21 protein-coding genes are annotated in these 21,850 nt (G+C 70.2%); 2 read left to right on the top strand and 19 right to left on the bottom strand.

Annotated elements, in window-relative coordinates; genetic code table 11:
- The 6 genes from nuoE to BN10_RS03970 all read right to left on the bottom strand — a co-directional run.
- Positions 1–720: NADH-quinone oxidoreductase subunit NuoE (gene nuoE / locus BN10_RS03995; protein ID WP_156917310.1), on the bottom strand; the 720-nt coding region annotated here is incomplete at its 3' end.
- On the bottom strand, positions 720–2,141 hold the full coding sequence (locus BN10_RS03990; protein WP_010849878.1) for an NADH-quinone oxidoreductase subunit D: 1,422 nt from the start codon (positions 2,139–2,141) through the stop codon (positions 720–722). The genes nuoE and BN10_RS03990, both read right to left, overlap by 1 nt.
- Positions 2,141–2,884 (bottom strand): NADH-quinone oxidoreductase subunit C, encoded by a 744-nt coding sequence (locus tag BN10_RS03985; RefSeq protein WP_010849877.1) that lies wholly within the window; start codon positions 2,882–2,884, stop codon positions 2,141–2,143. Before BN10_RS03985 ends, BN10_RS03990 begins: the two co-directional genes overlap by 1 nt.
- Positions 2,881–3,480: a NuoB/complex I 20 kDa subunit family protein gene (locus tag BN10_RS03980; protein ID WP_010849876.1), complete on the bottom strand. Its 600-nt coding sequence runs from the start codon at positions 3,478–3,480 to the stop codon at positions 2,881–2,883. The genes BN10_RS03985 and BN10_RS03980 overlap by 4 nt, the downstream gene beginning before the upstream one ends.
- 58 nt (positions 3,481–3,538) lie before the next feature.
- Positions 3,539–3,901: an NADH-quinone oxidoreductase subunit A gene (locus tag BN10_RS03975; RefSeq protein ID WP_010849875.1), complete on the bottom strand. Its 363-nt coding sequence runs from the start codon at positions 3,899–3,901 to the stop codon at positions 3,539–3,541.
- A gap of 245 nt (positions 3,902–4,146) precedes the next feature.
- Complete coding sequence (locus BN10_RS03970; protein WP_010849873.1) at positions 4,147–4,839, bottom strand: demethylmenaquinone methyltransferase; 693 nt, start codon at positions 4,837–4,839, stop codon at positions 4,147–4,149.
- On the opposite strand from BN10_RS03970, the gene BN10_RS03965 reads away from it, so the two are divergent.
- Positions 4,838–6,169 (top strand): isochorismate synthase, encoded by a 1,332-nt coding sequence (locus BN10_RS03965; protein ID WP_010849872.1) that lies wholly within the window; start codon positions 4,838–4,840, stop codon positions 6,167–6,169. The two genes, BN10_RS03970 and BN10_RS03965, sit on opposite strands and share 2 nt — an antisense overlap.
- Before the next feature lie 180 nt (positions 6,170–6,349).
- Here the strand turns inward: BN10_RS03965 and BN10_RS03960 are convergent, their stop codons facing one another.
- Genes BN10_RS03960 through BN10_RS16680 form a run of 4 tightly spaced genes read right to left on the bottom strand, consistent with a single transcriptional unit; the run spans position 6,350 to position 10,829 of the window.
- A complete protein-coding gene (locus BN10_RS03960; RefSeq protein WP_010849871.1) occupies positions 6,350–7,579 on the bottom strand; it encodes a geranylgeranyl reductase family protein in 1,230 nt (409 codons plus the stop codon).
- A 42-nt stretch (positions 7,580–7,621) separates the two neighbouring features.
- A complete protein-coding gene (gene menD, locus BN10_RS03955; protein ID WP_010849870.1) occupies positions 7,622–9,388 on the bottom strand; it encodes a 2-succinyl-5-enolpyruvyl-6-hydroxy-3-cyclohexene-1-carboxylic-acid synthase in 1,767 nt (588 codons plus the stop codon).
- Entirely contained in the window at positions 9,385–10,611 is a 1,227-nt protein-coding gene (locus tag BN10_RS16685) for an alpha/beta hydrolase family protein (protein WP_010849869.1), read from the bottom strand. Before BN10_RS16685 ends, menD begins: the two co-directional genes overlap by 4 nt.
- Entirely contained in the window at positions 10,608–10,829 is a 222-nt protein-coding gene (locus tag BN10_RS16680) for a hypothetical protein (protein ID WP_040750905.1), read from the bottom strand. The genes BN10_RS16685 and BN10_RS16680 overlap by 4 nt, the downstream gene beginning before the upstream one ends.
- A gap of 110 nt (positions 10,830–10,939) precedes the next feature.
- Here BN10_RS16680 and BN10_RS03940 point away from each other — a divergent pair, with 110 nt between their 5' ends.
- Entirely contained in the window at positions 10,940–12,340 is a 1,401-nt protein-coding gene (locus tag BN10_RS03940; protein ID WP_010849868.1) for a mycothione reductase, read from the top strand.
- 3 nt (positions 12,341–12,343) lie between these two features.
- Here BN10_RS03940 and BN10_RS03935 read toward each other — a convergent pair whose 3' ends face one another.
- The 9 genes from BN10_RS03935 to BN10_RS03895 all read right to left on the bottom strand — a co-directional run bounded on the left by BN10_RS03935 (position 12,344) and on the right by BN10_RS03895 (position 21,821).
- On the bottom strand, positions 12,344–13,702 hold the full coding sequence (locus BN10_RS03935) for a M20/M25/M40 family metallo-hydrolase (protein ID WP_010849867.1): 1,359 nt from the start codon (positions 13,700–13,702) through the stop codon (positions 12,344–12,346).
- Between the two features lie 8 nt (positions 13,703–13,710).
- Positions 13,711–14,898 carry an alpha/beta hydrolase gene (locus tag BN10_RS03930; protein WP_010849866.1) on the bottom strand — a complete coding sequence of 396 codons (1,188 nt, stop codon included), beginning with the start codon at positions 14,896–14,898 and terminating at the stop codon, positions 13,711–13,713.
- A complete protein-coding gene (locus BN10_RS03925; RefSeq protein WP_010849865.1) occupies positions 14,895–15,818 on the bottom strand; it encodes a type 1 glutamine amidotransferase family protein in 924 nt (307 codons plus the stop codon). The genes BN10_RS03930 and BN10_RS03925 overlap by 4 nt, the downstream gene beginning before the upstream one ends.
- Positions 15,819–15,843: 25 nt before the next feature.
- Positions 15,844–17,067 carry an ATP-grasp domain-containing protein gene (locus tag BN10_RS03920; RefSeq protein WP_010849864.1) on the bottom strand — a complete coding sequence of 408 codons (1,224 nt, stop codon included), beginning with the start codon at positions 17,065–17,067 and terminating at the stop codon, positions 15,844–15,846.
- Positions 17,068–17,077: 10 nt separating this feature from the next.
- The gene (locus tag BN10_RS03915) at positions 17,078–17,881 is read right to left on the bottom strand and encodes a VOC family protein (RefSeq protein ID WP_010849863.1); all 804 of its coding nucleotides are present in this window, start codon (positions 17,879–17,881) and stop codon (positions 17,078–17,080) included.
- 18 nt (positions 17,882–17,899) lie between these two features.
- Positions 17,900–18,895, bottom strand: coding sequence for an o-succinylbenzoate synthase (locus BN10_RS03910; protein ID WP_010849862.1), 996 nt, complete (start codon positions 18,893–18,895; stop codon positions 17,900–17,902).
- Positions 18,892–19,296: a VOC family protein gene (locus BN10_RS03905; RefSeq protein WP_040750904.1), complete on the bottom strand. Its 405-nt coding sequence runs from the start codon at positions 19,294–19,296 to the stop codon at positions 18,892–18,894. Before BN10_RS03905 ends, BN10_RS03910 begins: the two co-directional genes overlap by 4 nt.
- A gap of 191 nt (positions 19,297–19,487) precedes the next feature.
- Positions 19,488–20,729: an HNH endonuclease signature motif containing protein gene (locus tag BN10_RS15540; protein WP_233354255.1), complete on the bottom strand. Its 1,242-nt coding sequence runs from the start codon at positions 20,727–20,729 to the stop codon at positions 19,488–19,490.
- Positions 20,730–20,948: 219 nt separating this feature from the next.
- Positions 20,949–21,821 (bottom strand): hypothetical protein, encoded by an 873-nt coding sequence (locus BN10_RS03895; RefSeq protein WP_010849859.1) that lies wholly within the window; start codon positions 21,819–21,821, stop codon positions 20,949–20,951.
- Positions 21,822–21,850: the final 29 nt, after the last annotated feature.

Genomic DNA, 21,850 nt, shown 5'->3' with positions numbered 1-21,850 from the left:
GGCGGCGCCGCCGGGAGCGGACCAGCCGCGCTCGTGGGCGACCGCGAGACCGGCCAGCGAGGCACCGGCAGCGCCCGGCCCCTGGTCGGCGCGCCCGTCGAGGAAGCCGGCGAGCACGCGTGACATCTCCTGGAAGGACACGACCTTGTCGGGACCGCGGGTGGGCCGGACGTCCTGGCCGGAGCGCAGGTCATCGACCAACTTGATCGTGGAGTCGGGCGTCTGGTTGTCGAAGAACTCCCAGTTCGTCATGACGACCGGCGCGAAGTCACAGGCGGCGTTGCACTCGATGCGCTCGAGCGTGATCAACCCGTCGTCGGTGGTCTCGTCGTGCCCGATGCCCAAGTGCTCCGAGACAGCCTCCCAGATCGCGTCGCCGCCCATGACCGCGCACAGCGTGTTGGTGCAGACACCGACGGTGTAGCGGCCGTTGGGGTGGCGCTTGTACTGGGTGTAGAAGGTGGCCACACCCGAGACCTCGGCCGTGGACAGGTCGAGCAGCTCGGCGCACAGGTCGATGCCGCGCCCGGTGATGTAGCCGTCGACCGACTGCACCAAGTGCAGCATCGGCAGCAGCGCAGAGCGCTTCTGCGGGTAGCGGGCGATGATCTGCGCGGCGTCGGCGCGGAAGCCGGCCTCGACGTCCGCGGCATACGGCTCCTTGGACTCCGCGGGCACGGTCAGGTGGCCGGCGGCGGTCTGCAGTCCGTAGTGCTCCATCAGCGGTCCACGCCTCCCATCACGGGGTCGATCGACGCGACGGCGACGATCACGTCGGCAACCATCGAGCCCTCGCACATCGCGGCGACGGCCTGCAGGTTGTTGAAGCTCGGGTCTCGGAAGTGCGCCCGATAGGGGCGCGTGCCGCCGTCGGACACCAAGTGCACACCGAGCTCACCCTTGGCCGACTCGACCGCGACATACACCTGGCCGGGCGGGACACGGAAGCCCTCGGTGACGAGCTTGAAGTGGTGGATCAGGGACTCCATCGAGGTGCCCATGATCTCGCGGATGTGGTCGAGGCTGTTGCCCTGACCGTCGCTGCCGACCGACAGCTGCGCCGGCCAGGCGATCTTCTTGTCCTCGACCATGACCGGGCCGCCGGTGGTCCGCAGCCGCTCGACGCACTGCTCGACGATCTTGAGCGACTCGAACATCTCGAGGATGCGGATCATCAGTCGGTCGTAGGCGTCCGCACCCGTGCGGGTGATGACATCGAAGTCGTAGGTCTCGTAGCCGCAGTAGGGCTCTGACTTGCGAAGGTCGTGCGGGAGACCGGTGGAGCGCAGGACCGGACCGGTGATGCTCAGCGCGATACAGCCGGTGAGGTCGAGGTACCCGACACCCTTGGTGCGGCCCTTGAGAAGCGGGTTCTCGGCGAGGAGCATCTCGAGCTCGTGGATGCCGCGACGGAGTTCCCCGACGATCGTCGTGATGTGGTCGAGGGCGCCGTGCGGGAGATCCTGGGACACGCCACCGGGGCGGATGTAGGCCATGTTCATGCGCAGGCCGGTGACCTGTTCGAAGACGCGCAGGATGCGCTCCCGCTCGCGGAAGCCGACGGTCATGACCGTTGTGGCACCCATCTCCATGCCACCGGTGCCGATGCACACCAGGTGCGAGTTGATGCGCGTGAGTTCCATCATCAGCACGCGAATGATGCTGGCGCGCTCCGGAATCTGGTCGGTGATGCCCAAAAGCTTCTCGACCGCCAGGCAGTAGGCCGCCTCCTGGAACATGGGGGTCAGGTAGTCCATCCGGGTGCAGAAGGTCACGCCCTGCACCCAGGTGCGGAACTCCATGTTCTTCTCGATGCCGGTGTGGAGGTAGCCGATGCCCGCGCGGGCCTCGGTCACCGTCTCGGCGTCGAGCTCGAGGATGAGGCGGAGCACGCCGTGCGTCGACGGGTGCTGCGGACCCATGTTGACGACGATCCGCTCCTCGTGGAGGGCCGTGGCCTCGTCGACCAGGTCGTCCCAGTCGCCACCGGTGACATTGAAGACCGGCGAGCCGTCGGTGTCGCCCAGGGCGTAGTAGTCGGTGCCGCGCAGCGTGTCGTCGCCGGGGAGGTCACTGTCCAGGCCCGGGCTGGGCTCGGACGAGACGTCGCGGTCCTCGAAGATCGTGTGGTCGGTGCTCATCAGTTGTACGACCTCCGCTGGTCCGGCGGCGGGACGGTGCCGCCCTTGTACTCCACGGGGATGCCACCCAAGGGGTAGTCCTTGCGCTGGGGGTGACCGGGCCAGTCGTCCGGCATCAGGATGCGGGTCAGGGCCGGGTGTCCGTCGAAGATGATCCCGAACATGTCCCAGGTTTCGCGCTCGTGCCAATCGGCGCCCGGCCAGATGGCCACGACCGATGGGATGTGCGGGTCGGCGTCCGGGGCGGTCACCTCGAGCCGCACGCGGCGGTTGTGGGTGATGGAGAGCAGGTGGTAGATCGCGTGCAGCTCACGGCCTGCCTCGGCGAGGAAGTGAACCCCAGAGACGCCGGTGCACACCTCGAAGCGCAGGGCCGGGTCGTCACGCAGGGCACGCGCGATGGCGAGCAGGTGCTCACGGCGCACGAAGAGGGTCATCTCGCCCCGGTCGACGACGACCCGCTCGACGGCCGTGCCATAGCCGTCGCTCGGGAGGGCGGCAGCCAGGGTGTCGGCGACCTCGTCGAAGTACGAGCCGTAGGGACGCTCGGAGGCGCCGGGGAAGAGGATCGGGGTGCGCAGGCCGCCGTAGCCGGTGGTGTCCTGGCCACGGGTGGCGCCGAACATGCCGCGCCGCTCCCCCACCTGCACCGGGGTGGTGTCGGTGGCCACGTCACGGCTGACGTCGGTGGACCACAGCTCGCCGCTGTCGGTGCCTGCCGGGGTGGTCGTGTCGTCACTCATGCGAGCAGGTTCCTCCCGGGCGTGGCCGTCAAGGGCGCGTGGTGCTCATGGGTCGGGGCCATGAGCGAGGTCGGGACCGCGCCCAGGGCGGCCTGCTCGGCGGCGCGGGCCGCGGCCACCCGGTTGACGCCGAGCTTGCTGTGCTGGATCTGGTCGTGCAGCTCGATGATCGCGTTGAGCAGCATCTCCGGGCGCGGCGGGCAGCCGGGCAGGTAGATGTCGACCGGGATGATGTGGTCGACGCCCTGGACGATCGCGTAGTTGTTGAACATGCCACCGCTGCTCGCGCACACGCCCATCGAGATGACCCACTTCGGGTTGGCCATCTGGTCGTAGACCTGGCGCACCACGGGGGCCATCTTCTGGCTCACCCGGCCGGCGACGATCATCAGGTCGGCCTGGCGCGGCGTGGCGCTGAAGCGCTCCATGCCGAAGCGGGCGATGTCGTAGTCAGGCGTGCCGACGGCCATCATCTCGATGGCGCAGCAGGCCAGGCCGAAGGTCGCGGGCCAGATCGAGGCCTTGCGCATGTACCCGACGACGTTCTCCAACGTCGTCAGCACGAAGCCGGCTGGCAGTTTCTCCTCGAGTCCCATCAACACTCCTTGGTGAGGGAAGAACGACGGCGGGCGCGCGGCATACGAATAACTCCTGTCAGTCCCACTCGAGCCCGCCGCGCTTCCACACGTAGGCGTAGGCCACGAAGACGGTGATGATGAACAGGACCATTTCGACGAGGGCGAACAGGCCGAGTTGGTCGAAGGCGACCGCAAAGGGGAACAGGAAGATCGACTCGATGTCGAAGATGATGAAGAGCATGGCCGTCAGGAAGTACTTGATCGGCACGCGACCGCCGCCCTCGGCGCGCGGCGAGGGCTGGATGCCGCACTCGTAGGCCTCGGCCTTGGCCCGGTTGTAGCGCTTGGGTCCCACGACGAGGCTGGTGCCCACCGACAGCGCCGCGAAGCCGAAGCCAAGAGCCAGCAGGATGAAGAGCGGGACGTAGGGGTTGCTCATCGGATGTCAACTCCCCTTTCGCGAATAGGCGCACGCCGACGGACCCATGGCCGGGTTCGCGGCCATCCTAGAGGGAGTGTGGCCTTGGCCACTCGGTGACCCGGGCATCTGCGCGAGAGGGTGTGCGGCGACCCCTGCGTCGGCGATTCCTCGCCCGCTTGTGAAGCCGTTCACGAACACGCCGCGAGTGTATGCCGCACCCTCGCGAGTGTTGAGTGAGGCTCGCCTAAGTCCGGGGGTGGGGCTCACCCCTTGATCGCGCGGTGGAGCGCGACGATGCCACCGGAGAGGTTGCGCCACGCGACCTGGTCCCACCCTGCGGCCCGTACCTGCTCGGCGAGGGCGCGCTGGTCCGGCCACGCGCGAATCGACTCGGCGAGGTAGACGTAGGAGTCGGGGTTGGAGCTGACCCTGCGGGCGACCGGTGGCAGGGCCCGCATGAGGTACTCGGTGTAGACGGTCCGGAAGGCCTTGTTGGTGGGGGCGCTGAACTCACAGATGACCAGGCGGCCACCGGGGCGAGTGACGCGCGCGAACTCGCCGAGGGCGTCGTCGACGTCGGCGACGTTGCGCAGGCCGAAACTCATCGTGACGGCATCGAAGGAGTTGTCGGCGAAGGGCAGGCGCATCGCGTCAGCGGCGGTGAAGCCGAGGTCGTCGCGCCGCTTCTTGCCCACGCGGAGCATGCCCAGGCTGAAGTCGGCGGGGACCACGTCGGCGCCCGCGTCCACGAAGGGCTCACTGCTCGTGCCCGTGCCGGCCGCGATGTCGAGGATCTTGTCGCCGGGTCGGGCGTCGACGGCCCTGAGCACGGCACGGCGCCACAACCGGTCCTGCCCCAGGGAGAGCACATCGTTGGTCACGTCGTACTTCTCGGCGACGTCGTCGAACATCGCCGCGACGTCGCGCGGGTCCTTCGCGAGGGAGGCACGGCTCATGCCGGACATCCTCGCACTGTCGACCCGGGACTACGCTTTGGCCCTGATGACCTCCCTGCCCGACGCGGGCGCCGAGCGCAAGCCACTGCTCGCCCGCACCGTCTCCCTGCCGGTCGCCGACCTCCCCGCGCTGATCGAGCTGTTGCCGTTTGCCGCGGCTGGTGAGTTGTTCTCCTGGGTGCGTCGGGGTGAAGGCATGGTCGGCTGGGGCCGGGCGGCGGAGCACGTTGCCACCGGTGCCCAGCGCTTCGCGAGCCTGCGTTCGTGGTGGGAGTCGGTCGCCGGCGGCGCGATCGTCCGCAACGAGGTCGGCGTGCCCGGGACCGGACCGGTCGCCTTCGGCTCCATTGCGTATGCCGCGAGCTCAGCCGCCGCCGCCACGCTCGTCGTGCCGCAAGTGGTGGTGGGACGGCGCGGTGATCGAGCCTGGCTGACGACGATGACAACGGGGGACGAACTGCCCTCGGTCATTCCTCCGGCGAGCGGCTCGACCCCGACAGCACCCGAAGGAGTGACCTTCGCCGACGGCGCCTCGTCGCCGACCCAGTGGGCGGGTGCTGTGGCGCACGCCGTCGAGCTGATCACGCAGGGGCATCTGGACAAGGTCGTGCTGGCGCGCGACCTGGAGGTGCGCAGCGAGCGCCCGATCGACGTCCGCTGGCTGCTCGCGCGCCTGGCGGAGCGCTATGACAACACCTGGGTGTTCAGCGTCGACGGGCTCGTCGGCGCGACACCGGAGATGCTCGCGCGTTCCGAGAAGGGGCTGGTGACCTCGCGCGTGCTCGCCGGCACGATCCGGCGCACCGGTGATGACGAGCACGATCTGGCGCTGGCGGCGTCGCTGGCGCGGTCCTCGAAGGACCTGGAGGAGCACGAGTACGCCGTGCGCTCGGTGGCTGACGCCCTGCGCCCGCACTGCTCGTCGATGAACGTGCCGGAAACGCCCTTCGTGCTGCACCTGCCCAATGTCATGCATCTGGCGACGGACGTCACGGGTGTGCTCGCCGACGGGGCGTCGTCGTTGGCGCTGGCCGAGGCGCTGCACCCGAGCGCGGCGGTGTGCGGGACCCCGAGGGCCATCGCCGACCAGGTGATCGCGGACCTCGAGGGCATGGATCGCCGTCGGTATGCCGGTCCGGTCGGCTGGATCGATGCCTCCGGTGACGGGGAGTGGGGCATCGCCCTGCGCACCGGGGAGGTGGACCCGGGCGATCCGTCGCGCATGCGCCTCTTCGCCGGGTGCGGGATCGTTGCCGGCTCCGATCCGGAGGCCGAGGTCGCCGAATCCGACGCCAAACTCGTCCCGATGCGCGACGCCCTGACGCAGTGACCCTCGGGCCGCTGACCGGCCCCTCCCACAACTCGACACATCGCGACTTCGCGTCGTCCGGCTCCCCGATCGACGACTTCACCTCGCCACATCGCGACTTCGTGTCTCCGAGCTGAAGGCGGCGCGTCAGCACTGGCGAGGTCACCCAGGGAGGTCACCCAGGGAGGTCACCCGGCGAGGTCAGCTGAAGGGCGGGCGGGCGTCGACGGCGATCGAGCGGCGGCCGGCCCAGCGCCAGACGCGCGCCGAGCGGTCGCGGTCGTCGTCGGTCACCAGGTTGCCCATCCAGCGCAGCGCAAGGGTCATCAACCAGTCCGAGCGCATGCCCACCGGCCCGAGGGCGGTCAACACCTTGGGGACAGTGAAGACCCCGGCCAGTCGCCGGGCGATCGAGAAGGCCTCGCCGTAGTGCTCCTGCAGGGTCGTCGGCCAGGACCGCGAGAGGTCCGTGTCGAGCAGGTCCGCGATCATCCGGCCGGTTTCCAGGCCGTAGTCGATGCCCTCGCCGTTGAGCGGGTTGATGCACGCGGCAGCATCGCCGATGAGGGCCCAGTTGGGGCCGGCGACATTCGAGACGGCGCCGCCCATCGGCAGCAGGGCGCTCGTGGCCATCCGGGCCGCGCCGGTCAGGCCGAAGTCGTGTCGCCGTTGGTCGGTGTAGTGCGCCATCAGGGGTTTGATCGCGACCTCGGCCGGGCGCTTGGTCGTCGCCAGGCTGCCGACGCCGACATTCACCTGACCACCGCCGAGCGGGAAGATCCAGCCATAGCCGGAGAGCACCTCGCCGGTCTCGCCGCGTAGTTCCAGGTGGCTGCTGATCCAGGGATCGTCGGCCATGGTGGAGTCGACATAGCAACGGCCGGCCACGGCATACACGGTGTCCTTGTGCCACTCGCGCCCGAGCACCTTGCCGAGCCCGGAGCGCACCCCGTCGGCGACGACCAGGCGTTCACACTCGATCTCGAAACTCTCGCTCCCACGCTGGAAGGTCACCCCCCGGACGCGTCCGCCCTCGACGCGGGCATCGACCGCCTTGGCTCCCTCAACCCCCGTGGCACCGTCGTCGAGCGCGACCTGCCGGATGCGGGCGTCGAGGTCCATCCGAGGGGCGGCCGAGCCCCAGTTCGGGAGCGACCCTCCGGGCCACGGGAGCATGAGCGTCTGCCCGAACCCATGGGCCCGCAGCCCACGATTGACGGTGCGAGCGCGCAACCAGTCCTCGAGGCCCAAAGCGGTCAACTCGCCGATCGCTCGCGGGGTGAGGCCGTCGCCGCAGGTCTTGTCGCGGGGGAAGGTGGCGGCGTCAGCGAGGACGACGTCGAGGCCGGCGCGTGCAGACCACGCCGCGGCGGCTGACCCGGCAGGTCCGGCGCCGACGACGAGCACATCGGTGCGGAGCGAGTGGGTCACCCACGCATTCTCGCAAGCGGGCGGTTGGTCCCGAAATCGGCCTCAGCCCAGAGCAGCGTTGGCCATCGCCTGCAAGCGGGCGCGCTCGGCTCGATGGGTCTCGCGCCGGATCGCCACCTCGACGACTCGTATGCCGTGGGGCCGGGTTCCCAGCGCCGCCGCCAGGGACGCTTCGCTGTCCGCCCGGGTGTGCGCGATTCCGTGGGCGAGGCTCAGCGCCGACAGGTCGGTGCCGGTGGGCGTGCCGAAGAGTCGCTCGAAGGGCTCAGCGAGGTCGGGCTGCCCCGGCTCGAGGGTGGTGAAAATGCCCCCGCCGTCATCGTTCGCGACGACGATCGTCAGGTCGGGTCGGAGTTCATCGGGGCCGATGAGCAGGCCATTGGCGTCGTGGAGGAAGGTCAGATCCCCCATGAGCGCGAAGTGCGAACGTGGTTGGCCGGCATGAGAAGCGTTGTCGGACAGGGAAATCCCGATGGCGGTCGAGACACATCCGTCGATGCCGGCGAGACCGCGACCGGCGACCACCGTGACCCCGGCTGCGCGCCCGGTCACGGCGACGTCGAGGTCTCGCGGGCTGTTCGAACTGCCGACAAAGAGGACGGCATCGTCCGGGAGGTTGGCGACCAGCGCCCGCGCCAGGGCCGGGCCGGTCCCCCAGGCCGGCGGGTCCGCGGCGATCGCCCGGGCCACGGCACCACCCGCCTCCATCCACGATTCACGCCACCTGCTCCGCCCGGGGTCCGCCGCCTCGCGCTCGGACGCGCCCTGCAGGGTTCCAGGCGCCCGGAACAACCGCGGCACATGGGAACAACGCCGGAGGGGGAGATGGGTAACCTGCCGGCCGGGGACCTCGAACTCCAGGCCGGCCGCCACCACCATGACCTTGACGTCTGTCCGCTGGAGGAGCCGGGCGACCGGTCGACTGAGGGTGGGGCGACCGACGACAAGGACGTTCTCGGGCAGATGCGCGTCGAGGAAGGGCGCGGCTCCGAGCAGGAGGACCCCGTGCGGCACGGGCGAGTTCGTTCCGTGTCGACCGAAGGGTTCGGCGACGACCGGCAAGCCTTGAGCTCCTGCCCAGTCGAGCACGAGTTCCGCGTCCGCAGGGTCGGGCAGGTCGCCCAGGACGACCAGGGTGCGCCCGGTCAGGGCCGGAAAACGGTCCGACGCGGTCGGGTCCGCGGGCGACGGTTCGGCGGGCGGGGTGGCCACGCGATCAGAGGAGCGCCGATCGGCCAAGGGCGGCTCAATCGGGGCAACCGGCTCCACCGTGGGTGGCAGTGGCCCAACCGGCACGAGCGGCGGCGCGAACTGCACGTTGAGGTGCACCGGCCCGGTCGACGCCGAGGCCACGACAGCCGTCAGGACCTCGCCGAGCGCGGGCCCCGCCTCGGCAGCGGCGAGGTCCCACTCGCCGTGCACCGCCACGCCGAAGATCCCCGGTTGGATCGTCGTCTGGTTCGCCCCCGTCCCGCGCAGGGCGGCCGGGCGATCGGCGCTGACCACGACGAGGGGCACCCGCGCGTGATGCGCTTCCAGGACCGCTGGGTGCAGGTTCGCGACGGCTGTCCCGGACGTCGTGACGACAGCGGCCGGCACCCGCGACGTCTTCGCCAGCCCGAGGGCGAGGAAGCCCGCCGAGCGTTCGTCGACCCGCACGTGCAGGCGCAGGCGGCCGGCGTGCTCGGCGGACCACGCGGCATACGCCAGAGGGGAGGATCGGGAGCCGGGGCACAGGACGATCTCGCGCACACCGGCCGCGACCAATCCGTCGACGATCGCCGTCGCGAACGCCAGCGAATCGGTCACGAGCGTGGATTCTGCCACTCCCGCGTCAGGACGATGTCGTGCGCAACGGCGGTGGCGCCGGGCTCGACGAAGGGTGCGATCACCTCCTCCCATTCCAACTCGCCCTCGCGTGCCACCATGTCGAAGGCGCGCGCCGAGCCTTCATAGAGCTCTCCGGCGTGGCTGCGACTGGCCCGCCCGCCGGTCTCCTGCACGTCCGGATCAGTGGTGAGCGTGTGCCATGTGTCGTCGGTGCGTCCCGCCACCCCGTCGAGGCGGGGGACGAAGTCACCCCGGTGCTCCACGGCGACCACACCCACCGAGGCGGGCACCGGCATACGGCCGATCGGGGATCCTGCGGTCACGACTCCCGTGACGTTGCGGCCGTGCCGGAAGGCCGGATCGGCCGCCAGCCCGGCGGCGAGCATCCCGCCCAGGCTGTGCCCGCTGAGCAGGATCGGCTCCGCACTGGTCTCCCTGCCCGTCGAGCGCTGGGCAGCCAGCACGGCGCGATGGACCCCGATGGCGGCGATCGTCGCGCCGGCCTCGATGGAGCGGACATCGGTCGTGACGTCGAAGGGGTTCGAGCCAGCGCGGGGGTCGAGCACCTTCGTCCCGGAGATCGCCACGACCCAGGCATGCGTTCCGTCGGGGCGGGTCACCTCGGTGATCCGGACGAAGCCGTCACCCTCCTCCACGGCAATGTCATCGGCGACGAGGTCGGCCAACCCTTTCGGCGCGGTCACATCCCGCGGAGGGCCCGTGTCGATGCCCACGAACTGGTGCGGGCCCTCGACAAGGAGACCCCCACGTTCCCCCGCGGCGAGCAAGGGGGCGAGTGCATGTTCGTGCCCACGCGCCGCCAGCCACTCGACCGTGTCCGGGTGGTCATGCGCCAGTGTGTCCAGACGGGCCAGTGCATCGGCCACCCCGTCCTCCACGGCACCCAGCACGCGGGCGGCCCTCACGAAGGCCCCCGCCAGCGCCAAGAGCTCCCCGCGCAGGACGTGCACGCGGGCGACGACCTGAAGGACAGCCGTCTCGACCTCGGCGACGCAGCGCGCTGCCTGCACCGCCCCGACACCATCGGCCTGGGTGATCGCGCGTTGCAGACCGACCGCCGCTGCGGCCGCCATGACCTCCCAGGCTCCCGCCCGGGACAAGCTCTCGTCGACCTCCGCGGCCATCCCACGCAGGCGTGTCGCCAACGCCACCGCTCCCGGCGGATCGACCCACAGGGTCATGCCGCCAGCCGCCTCGCCAGGTCGGCGACGGCCGACATCATGCGCGCGATCGCGAGGGCCTGCTCACGGCACTCGTCCATGAGATCGGCCTCCCGTCCACCGAGCACGGGGCCGCCGAACGCGGGCGGGAGACGCTGCAGTTCGGCGGCACGCTCACGGAACTGATCCGCCGCAAGATCGAAGGACAGGGCATGTCGGGAGAGTTCGTCGGTCGTCATGGCGACAGCGGATCAGCACTGGCCGGGCGGCAGCCACTGGCACCAGCCAGCACTGTGGACGACACACCTGGCCCGCTGTCACCTGTGGACGACGGCCTACGCTGCCCGGTATGCCGCACCACAACCTGCTCATCATCGGGACGGGCTCGGGGAACTCCGTCATCACCCCGGAACTCGAGGGCCTCGACATCGCGATCGTCGAGGAAGGTCGCTTCGGCGGCACCTGCCTCAACGTCGGCTGCATCCCGACGAAGATGTACGTCCTGCCGGCCGATCGGATCGTCGAGGCTCGCGAGAGCGACCGCCTCGGCGTCACCTTCCCCAAGCCGACGGTCAACTGGCCGGCCATCCGGGACCGCATCTTCGGCCGCATCGACCCCATCGCGAGCGGCGGCGAGGCCTATCGCCGCAGCCAGGACTTCGTCACCGTGTATGCCGCGACCGCCCGTTTCGTCGGTGACCGCACCGTCGCGCTGTCGACCGGCGGGCAGGTCAGCGCCGACCGGATCGTCGTCGCCGCTGGATCACGGGCCAACGGTCTCCCCGTCGACGGCCTGCGCGAGCCGGACCCGAGCCGCGGGCTGCACACCAGCGACACCATCATGCGGCTGGACACCCTGCCGAAGCGGATGGCCATCGTCGGCGGCGGCTTCGTGGGGTGCGAGTTCGCCCACGTCTTCAGCGCACTGGGCGTCGAGGTGACCCAGATCCAGCGCAGCGCAACGGTTCTCAGCAAGGAAGAGGCCGAAGTCGCCAAGCGCTACACAGCCCTCGCCGGTGAGCGCTACGACCTTCGGGTGTCGACAGGGGTGAACGCCGCGCACCGCACCGAGGCCGGCACGTGGCAGCTGGAGGTCACCGGGCCTCAGGGGCGCGCAACCATCGACGCCGACGTCGTCCTGCTGGCGACGGGGCGGGTCCCCAATGGTGACCGGCTCGACGTCACCGCCGGCGGCATCGCCCTCGACGAGGAGGGCCACGTGGTCGTCGACGCACAGCAGCGCACCAGCGTCGAGGGCGTCTGGGCGCTCGGCGACGTGTCCAGCCACTGGCAGCTCAAGCACGTCGCCAATCACGAGGCGCGCGTGGTCGCCCACAACCTGGCCGTCGCCTTCGGCCGTCTCGACGCGGCGCCTCAGGAGTCCGACCACCGCTTCGTCCCCCACGCGGTCTTCGGCCATCCGCAGGTGGCGGCCTTCGGACCGACCGCCGCCGAGCTGGAGGCGAGCGGCACGGCATACGTCACCAAGACCCAGCGCTATGGCGACATCGCCTACGGCTGGGCCCTCGAGGACGTCGGCGGCTTCCTCACCGTGCACGCGAGTCCCGTCACCCGGCGCGTTCTCGCCGCGCACTGCATCGGCCCGCAGGCCTCGACCGTCATCCAGCCCCTCATCCAGGCGGCGTCCTTCGGACAGGACGTCCACGAGGTCGCGCGGGGGCAGTACTGGATCCACCCGGCCCTGTCCGAGGTTGTGGAGAACGCACTGCTCGGACTCGAGTTCGACTGAGCGTCAGGCCAGTTCGAGCAGGAACAGGGCGAGGGCGTATGCCGTGCGCTCCAGTTCGCGCGGATCGACGCTCTCGTTGGTGGCGTGGATCCGCGACGCGGGTTCTTCGACGCCCAGGAGCATGATCTCGGCCTCGGGGTGCAACTGCGCGAGGGCGACGGCAAGGGGGATCGATCCGCCCTGACCGGTCGTGACCGGCTCGAACCCGAAGGCAGTCTGCATGGATTGCCTCATCGCGGCATACGCCGGGCCGTCGGTGCGCGCGCGGAAGCCGCGCCCGAGGGAGACGGGTTGGGTCTCCACCAATCCCCAGGGGATGTGGCGGTGCAGATGGTCGATGAGAAGTTGCTGTGCCACAGCGGGATCCATGTCGGCTGGGACGCGGAGGTTGACGACCGCACGGGCCTCGCCCTGCACTGCGGCCGTGACCTGCGCGATCGGTGGGGCGTCGATGGCGAGCACCGTGGCGGCTGGACGGGCCCAGAGGCGGTCGGCGATGGTGTCATCGCCCCCGAGCGGACCCACGCCGTCGAGGGCACCCACGTCGTGGCGGAATCGCGAGGCGTCGACGGGGGCGCCACGCCAGGTGCCGGTATGGTCCAGTCCGTCGATCGTCGTCTCACCCTCGGCATCACGCAGAGTGGCCAGGCCCATGAGCAGGGCCTGCAAGGCATCCGGAGCAGCACCGCCGAACATTCCCGAGTGCGCTGCGTGATCCATCGTGCGCACGGTCACGAGCACGCTGCCGGTCCCCCGCAGCGAGGTCGTCAGGGTCGGGAGGCCGGCCTCGACGTTGCCGGTGTCGGCCAGGACGATCGCGTCGGCGGCGACGAGCTCGGGTCGCGCCCGGGCGATGGCCTCCATGCCGCCGCTGCTTTGCTCCTCCGAACCCTCGACGACCATGGCGATCTCGATCGGCCACTCCCCCAGGACTTCTCGCACCGACCGCAGGGCGAGCAACAGGGCGAGGAAGTTGCCCTTGCAGTCGGCGGCCCCGCGCGCGAACCAGCGTCCGTCCCGTTCGGTGAGGGTCCACGGGTCGCTGTCCCAGTCACTGGGGTCACCGGCCGGCACGACATCATGGTGGGCATAGAGGAGCACTGACGGACGGCCAGCACGTGGCGAGCGGGCACAGACGGCGATCGAGCCGTCCGGCGCATCGACGGCCTCAACCTGCTCAAAACCGCTGTCGCGCACCAAGTCTTCGACCCGCCGCGCCGCCGCGACACACTCCTCGGCCGGCTCGATGGCGGGGTTGGCGACCGAACGGAAGGCGACGAGAGTGGCGAGCTCGTCACGCACCCACGGCATACGGGAGGCAACGGCCTGCCGCAGCGACTCCTGCACCGCTGAATCCACCATGGGCGTCCTCACTCGTAGACGAAGAGCTGCGGCCCCGGATGCAACCAGGACAGGCCGTCGCGCAGTTGATCGCGCCAGTTCTCCCAGTTGTGACCGTCCCGGGCCTCTGTGTACTTCACCGTCATCCCCGTCGACCGGAAGACCGGGACCATCGAGCGGTTGGGCGTGATGAGGGGCTCATAGATCCCGCAGGTCATGAAGATGCGATCCACAGGGGCGGTCGGCTTGGCGCGGTACTTGTTCATGAACTTCACGACCGGGTCGAAGGCAGGACCACCGCCGTGGTCGGTGCCGATGTCGGTGAAGACCAGTGAGGCCGACTGGAGGAAGAGGGAGCCGAAGACCCCGGGGTAGCGGACCGCCGTCGAAAGGGCCGCGATGCCGCCGAAGCTTGATCCCATGAGCGTGCGACCGGAGGGGTTGTCCTGCAGCGGAAATCGCTCGGTGAGCAGAGGCAGGAGCTCGCGCGCGATGAAGCGCGCGTGCGGCGCGTGGTTGGGGTACTCCTTGAGGCGATCACGCGGCGGCACGAAGGCCACGATCATCGGCGCGATGTCGAGCCGGTGAATGAGGTTGTCCAATACGGTTTGCATCATCGTGTAGCCGAGGTAGTCGGTGCCGTCGTGGACGATGAGGAGCGGGTAGCGAGCCGCTCGGTTGAATCGGGCGGGGAGGTAGAGCAGCACCTCCTGGTCGCGGCGCAGAGCCTTGGACCGGACCACCTCACTGACCAGTTCACCCTCGCGGGCCTCCGGATCGTGGTGCACCCACTCTGGCACGGCATACCCGATGGCGGCGCACACCGAGCTGGAGCCGAGCGGCGAGGCCGCGAGCCGCGGGTTGAGCGGGTCGTTGAAGCGCTCGTAGTGGTCTCCCCGGCGCGTTTCGAGTTGGTACTCCACCCGCGACCCGGTGGGCAGGTCACAGGTCGCGGCCCAGAGGCTCGAGGAGCCGATCCGCCGTAGTGGGAGCGGATCGGGCAGGCCGACGACACGGTGACGCACCCACACCTCGTCCGCGTCGCCGCGGTAGAGGAAGGTAGCGCGCTCCCCCTCGATGATCGGCACCTGGTGACGTGCCAGGAAGCGGTCGACGAGTTCCTCGTCGACCGGCCCCCGGTCGCGCAACTTGTTGATCTCCAGTTTCTGGGCGCGTCGGCGCAGGCCGCCCGGCGTGCGGAAGGTCTCGGCGCTCACCGGGGCTGCACCTCGTGGATGGCCCCGTCGAGGCCGAGCACCCGGGCACCGGCCGGGAGCGCCCCCTCGGCGTCGATCTCGAGAATCACTCCGTCGTCGAGCAACACGCAATGTCGCTCCATGAACCGACGGGCGAAGACCGAGCACCTCGCCTTGTCGTCCAGGAGCAGGCGCCGGCGGGCGTGCGGCAGCGCGATGAACCCCTTGATGCGGCCGAGACCGGCGTCATGGACCTCGGTCTCGGAGGCTCCCTCCGGGCCGAGGTCATGGAAGAGGACAACCCGCTCGGTGAGGGCCATGGCCCCGGCCGACCAGGCAATGACCGGCATCGCCTCGGGGATCTCGACGGCGAAGAGGCGCAGCGTCCGCAGCAGCGTCCCCACATGGCCACCTGGCATGACGAGCACCGCGCATCGGCTCAGGAGGGCTTCGATCTCACCGCGGTGCCAGCCGATGACGCCGCTGGACTCCAGGGGCGCGACCTCGCGCATGTCCTCATAGAGCACGCGCAGGGTCCGCAGGTACCACTGGTCGATCGCGCGCAGCCCCTCGATGGCGTCGTCGACGGCGCCGAAGGACCGGCCGTGGCCCGCAGCGGCCCGGCGCTGCACGGCATACACCCCATCGAGGGCGTGGTGCAGGCGGAGGCGATAGGAGGTCAGCAGGTCGTCGTGACGGTCACGGAAGGCGAGGGCCGACGCGGCGAAGGTGGGGTCTTTGGCCAGGACGTCCTCCATCCGATGGTGCAGGCGCAGGTGCACGGCCCGACCGTCGAGGGCGGCATCGAGTTCCTCGACGACGTCCTCGCGCTCCTCCCACCCGGAGTTGATGGTGGCGACCGGTCCGTCGACACCCAGCGAGCGCAGGGCCGCCGGAGCGGTCACCTGGAAGCGTTGGGGTCCGAGCAGGATGGTGCGCATGGATTCGTGGGGTGAAGCGTCGGCGTCAGTGGGCGTGGACCTTGATGGTCCGGCCGACATCATCGAGCATCCCCCGCAGGGTGTCGTAGTCGGGGTGCCGCAGGCGCACATAGGCGTTGGCCATGTAGCCGGCCTCGACGGGCTGCGTGAAGTGGCCGATCGGCGGGAAGTGGCCGTCGATGACCCACTCACCGTGACGCGCCTGGATCTCCTCGATCCCCGAGTAGCCGGAGATGTGACCGTCCCGGTCCGGACGCAGCGCAATGATGCCGGCGGAGTAGGGGCGGGTCATGGCGTGGATCGGTGAGCCGTGGGTGACGATGTTTGCCCACTCGCGGTAGACGTCGACATCGTTGCTCGCGGCATACAGGTCCCAACACCCGACACCCGGTGGGCGACAACCGATTTCGGAGAAGCGCAGGCCCTTGGGTCCGTGGAACCATTCCATGTGGGTGGCCGACGTGCCGATGTCGAGGGCCTCGATGACACGCTGGCCGAGCTCGGCGACCTCGGTGTAGAAGGAGGAGTCGGCCATCCGGTTGGTGGTGATGAACTGCGGCGAGATCCAGCGGGTGCGCATCGCCTCCAGGACGTTGGGGTAGTAGTGCGTGGTCCAGTCGTGGACGACCCGGTTGTCCTTGGCGATCGTGTCGTAGAAGCCTTCGTGCCCCTCGACGAACTCCTCGACCGCGATCGACGTGGCACCGGTGGCGGCGAGCACCGTGATCGCATGGGCGAGGTCCGTGTCGCTGTCGACCCGGACCGTGCCCTGGGCGCCGGCCCCGGCGCGAGGCTTGAGGATCAGCGGGTAGCCGATCTCCTTGGCGAAGGCCCAGATCTCGTCGGCGTGGTCGGCCGCGGTCGACGCCGCCGTGGGGACACCGGCCTGGCGTAGCGCCTCCTTCATCGACGGCTTGTCGCGGCACAGCCAGGTCGCCCGGACCGAGGTGCCGGGGATGCCGCACGCCTCGCGGACCTGCGCCGCCACCATGGTGTGCGCCTCGACCGTCGCCTCCAGCCGGTCGACCCAGCAGCGACTCTGGGCCCAGCGGACGGCGTCGGTCATTTCGCGCAGGTTGGTCACCGAGGAGACGCGGTAGTAGCCGGTGAGGGCCGAGCGCAGTTCCTCGTCGAGGGACCACTCGTCGGTCTCACCGACGCCGATGACATTGGCGCCGACGGATGCCAGGGCGAGGGCGAACCGGCGCTGGTTGGCGGGGAAGGACGGCTCGACGAAGACGATGTTCACGATCCCGACCCTAGGGGTTGACGGGGTCGGGGGCGAGGGTTCCGGTGACGACGTCGCGGTCGGTGAGGCAGTAGATCCGGCCGACCGGGTCCCGCATGACGCTCCAGCGTGGTCCGTCACCGACGTGCGTCGCACCGAGCCCCTCGTGTTGGCGTCGGGTTGCCGCCCGGTCCAGGCAGGCGAGGTCGACGTGGGCGCCAGGCGGCGATGTCGTCGCGTCCACTCGCTGGACCAGCAGCCGGACGGGTATGCCGGTGGGTCGCCGCAGGCTGCGGAACTCCCGGTGCGCTCCTCCCGCCCCGAGGTCCCAGCCGGTCAGGTCGTGCCAGAAGACGGCGTCGACGGCGAAGTCCTCCTCGGCGAGGTCGAGGCAGACCTGGTCGAGCAGGTCGGGCTCATCCTCGCGATGCTGGTGCCGCTGCTCACCTCGGTGGGTCGTGAAGCAGAAGAGTTGCCCGGCCGGTGTCGTCATCACGACGACGGTCTCGCGGTCGGGTCCGCCGTCCGGATCGGGGTCGGTGAAGGTGCCGACCTCGCGGGCCCCCAGGCCCTTGGCCTCCTCGGCCGCCACGCGCGAGTCGTCGACGTCGAGGTCGAGGTGAACGCCCCCGGTGCGGCCCACGGGCACGGTCTGCACCGCCTGGACCTTGATCCACGGGTCCCCGTGGGCAGGCAGGAAGGTCGCGAACTGGTCGCGTTCGCCCCGTGTCGGCGAGAGCGCGGAGCGGGTCACCTGGCGCCAGAACTCCCACGATGGGCCGCGGTCGGTCTCGACCGTGTCGAGGAAGAGCCAGATCCACCGGATGTCCACCATGACGGCGAGCCTGTCAGGTCAAGGGGAGGTTGGGAACAACCCGTGCGCCTGCTCCACGCGTTCCCGCCACCAGGCGACGCGGTGCGGTGGTGCGGCCCAGTGCGTCAGGAGGCCAGGGTCGGGAGTCACCCGCCGCTGTGGCAGCAGGCCTCCGACCGGGACGAGAGGGGCCGTCGTCACATCGCCGTCGAAGAGCCCCACCGTGCCGAGCCCACAGGCGTGGTCGAGGACGGGAAGGGCGGCCGCGAGCGCCACGCCCGCGGAGATCCCGACGCTGGTGTCGAGGGCGGACGACACGACGGCGGGTAGGCCACACTCGGCGACGATGCGTAGGGCATTGGCGACGCCCCCGAGGGGAGCGACCTTGATGACGACCAGGTCGGCTGCCTCGAGGTCACGGACCCGCAGGGGATCCTCGGCCTTGCGGATCGACTCGTCGGCAGCGATGGGTACATCGATCCTGTTGCGCGCCAGCGCTTTTCGCAGGTCGGCAAGTTCCTCGACGGAGGCGCAGGGTTGCTCCACATACTCCAGGTCGTATGCCGCGAGCCTCCCCACAGCGTCCGTCGCCTCGGTGAGGGACCACCCGCCATTGGCGTCGACCCGGATCCGAGCGCTTGGTCCCATCGCATCACGGACGGCCGCCACACGGCCGAGGTCGTCGGCCAACATCTGGCCGGCTTCGGCCACCTTTACTTTCGCTGTCGTGCACCCCGGGAAACGGTGCAGCACAGCGGCCACAGCATCGGGTGGGACGGCCGGGATGGTGGCGTTGACAGGGACGGAGGCGCGGAGAGGGGCCGGCCGCGCGGCATACGCACTCTCGATGGCGGAGGCGAGCCACCGGGCGGCCTCGGCCGGCGGGTACTCGAGAAAGGGGCCGAACTCGCCCCACCCCGCCGGCCCCTCGATGAGGGCGACCTCGCGGTGGGTGACGCCGCGGAAGCGCACGCGCATCGGTATGGAGACGACCCGCAGCCCGGCCAGGAGGTCGCCGAGGGGGGGTGCGGTCACCGGTCGCGCGCGGAGAGGACGCAGAACTCGTTGCCCTCGGGGTCGGCAAGCACCGTCCAGGTGACATCGTCGGACTGCCCGACGTCGGCGTGGGTGGCGCCGCGCTCGAGGAGGGCGGCCACCTCGGCATCGCGGTCCTGGCTCTTGTGGGGCGCGAGGTCGATGTGGAGTCGGTTCTTGACCGCCTTGCCCTCGGGGACGGGGACGAAGACCATGCCCGGGCCGGAGCGCAGCCACTCGGCCAGGTCCCCGATCCGGTCCTCGGCCACCCACTTGGGGATGATCGCGACCTCCTCGTCATCCTCGTAGACGATCTGCCAGTCGAGGGTCTGCGCCCACCAGCGGGAGAGGGTCGCGATGTCGTGGGCGTCGATGACGGTCGTGTACCAGCGCAGTGCCATGGGTTCACCGTATGCCGCGTGCCGGTCCCGCGTGCAGGCTCGGCCCCGCTCTGTCGCCCTCGCACCCGCCCACGCACCCCACAGCCAGCGCCTATCCGCGCCCACCCCTTCCATCCCCGCGCCCGCCCGCGCCCACCGCACGGCATACCAAGGCCCCGACGCCGCGTGGGCGCGCCGGGTGCGGGGCGGGGTCATCGTCGGTGGCGGTTCCGGTGGCGAGTCGGGCCCGGGGCACCCGTCACCGTGTCAGTCCACCTGGCGGGTTCGGGCGCCGTGTGCCAGTTGACGCCCCCGGCATCGATCGTCGCGGTCAGCTGGTCACGGTGCACGATCGTGTGGTGTCGGCCGCAGAGGAGGGTTGCGTTCGACAGGTCGGTCGGGCCGCCGTCGACCCAGTGCCGGACATGGTGCGCATCGCACCAGGCGGCAGGAGCCGAACAGCCCGGGAAGGTGCAGCCGCGGTCTCGCAGCCAGAGTGCCTTGACCTGGGCTGGCTGGAAGAGTCGTTGGGTCTCGCCCCAGTCGAGCACGCTGCTCGGACCACCGAGCACCGCCGGGATGATCTGGGCATCGCAAGCCAGACGGCGGACCGTCTCCGGCGCCAACAGCGTGTCGGCGACGGTCGAGGTCAGGACGGTCCCAGCGCCGATCCGCGCCTTGAGGTCGTCGAGGTCCATCGCGACGACCAGGGTCGCTTTGGCTCCGGCCAGCGAACCAGCGCCGGACGTCACCTGGGCCGCACGGCGCAGTGACTCGACCAATGCCCGCCCGCGCCGCTGCTCCACGGTGCGCGGGTCCGGCTCCCCGGTCACGGGATCCGGGACGGGGCGCGTGAGTGGACCGATGGCCGACTCGAGCACCGCCGCCCCTTCGGGATCGCAGGTGAACTCATAGGTCGTCATCCCGGTCTCGTCGCCACGCCCCGACGACAGTGCCACGCGCGCAGCGAGCGCGTCCTGGCTCTCCTGGAACTCACCATCGAGCCCATAACGGGCCAACAGTGCCGGTCGCAGGCGCCGGACCTCACGGGCACCGTCGCTCTCCCCGATCGCGATGAGCGCCTCACGTACGGTGGGCGCCGCCTCCTGGCACACGCGCGTCTGGAGCGCCTCCCATTCGCGGGCGCAGGCCAGACCCACCGCAGGGGACACCCGGCCGGCACGCACGGCCACATCGAAGGCGGCATGGTCTGGTTTGGCCAGCACCTCGACCGCCTTGACGACAGACCCCAGCCCGTCACCGGCAAAGCCGGGCGCACGCTCACGCACCCACTGGTGCACCGACCCTGCCTGCGACGCGGCGACCTCGCCGCGCGCCACGGCCTCGGCCACCACGGCATACCTCACGGACTCGGCACGGCGAGCCACCCGATCGGCGACCGACAAGGTCGCCACCAACCCGGCCCCGTCGGCCTGCCACAACACGGCGGGCATTCCGTCCAGAGCCTCATCGGCAGCCTCGATCACGACCAGGCGCTCCGCCCACCGCTGCGGGGTTGCGGCTCCGGGGCCTGGTCGAGGTGATCCATGTCTCCAACACCAGAGGGGACCACCGACAGCCCATCTGCGCCGAAAACCCCTGTCCCGCACTCCGTTACGTCCGGCAAGATGGTTGCTATGAGGTCCACTCGCCGGACGTAGCGAGGACGGACGTCACGCCGACGCCGGTGTCACCGCCCGCAGCCGCAGGGCAAGGTCGCGCTCGGCGATCAGGATGCGTCGGAAGTCGGAGACCAGCAGGTCCGGACTCCCCAACACGATGACGGCCGGCGTCTCACGGTGCATCCAACTCGACGGCCAATCCAGCCGCCCACCACTCACCGCGTCGGCGAAGTTGCGCGCCCGCTGGCTCGGGGAGGAACTCAACCCACACTCGGCCTGGATGTCCTTGGCCAGCACCCACTTGCCCGGGCCCACCAGATCGTTCCCCTTGCCGGCCGCGTGGATGATCGCGCCGACGTTGGCCTGGTCACGGTCGGATGTGGACAGCACCGTCGGCCGCGCGCTGACCGCGCGGACGGCGAGCCGGCGGGCGACGATCGCCCCTTCCGGCCCCAGCAGTGAGGGTGCGTACTCATCGATCCGGGCCAGGATCCGCTCCAACCGCGTGCGGACCGGCCAACTGAGCTGCGCGAGGTCAGGCTCGGCTTCAGGCACGAGCGGGGAGTCGTCAAGGACAGCGAGGGCCTCAGCCCCTCCCGCGACGGCCTCGAGCCAGGTCAGTTTCAGTTCGTGCTCCGGCGGTTGGGGCGCCATCGGAATCGGTGGCGCGGCCCGGCGCGGCAACAACCGTTGGTCGAGATGCTCGAACTTCGACCCGCGCACCGGCGGGTAGTCCACGTCGACGACCGTGCCGTGCAGGACCGTGATGCGGACCAGCCCGTTCCCCTCACGCTGCACCGATGACCAGCCAGGGCCCCAGGAGCGCCCGCCATGTGCCGCCGCCCCGCCGTCGCCGAATTCCTCCTCGCGCCAATCGTGGTGGCCGAGTTCGTCGGCCAGATCCTCGTACCACTCGTTGCCCATCGTCGCCCTCCCGCGTCACCTCCGGTCCT

The organism is Phycicoccus elongatus Lp2, from assembly GCF_000367525.1.
In the GTDB taxonomy this organism is placed as follows: domain Bacteria; phylum Actinomycetota; class Actinomycetes; order Actinomycetales; family Dermatophilaceae; genus Phycicoccus_A; species Phycicoccus_A elongatus.
This window is presented reverse-complemented; position numbering and strand designations above follow the sequence as displayed.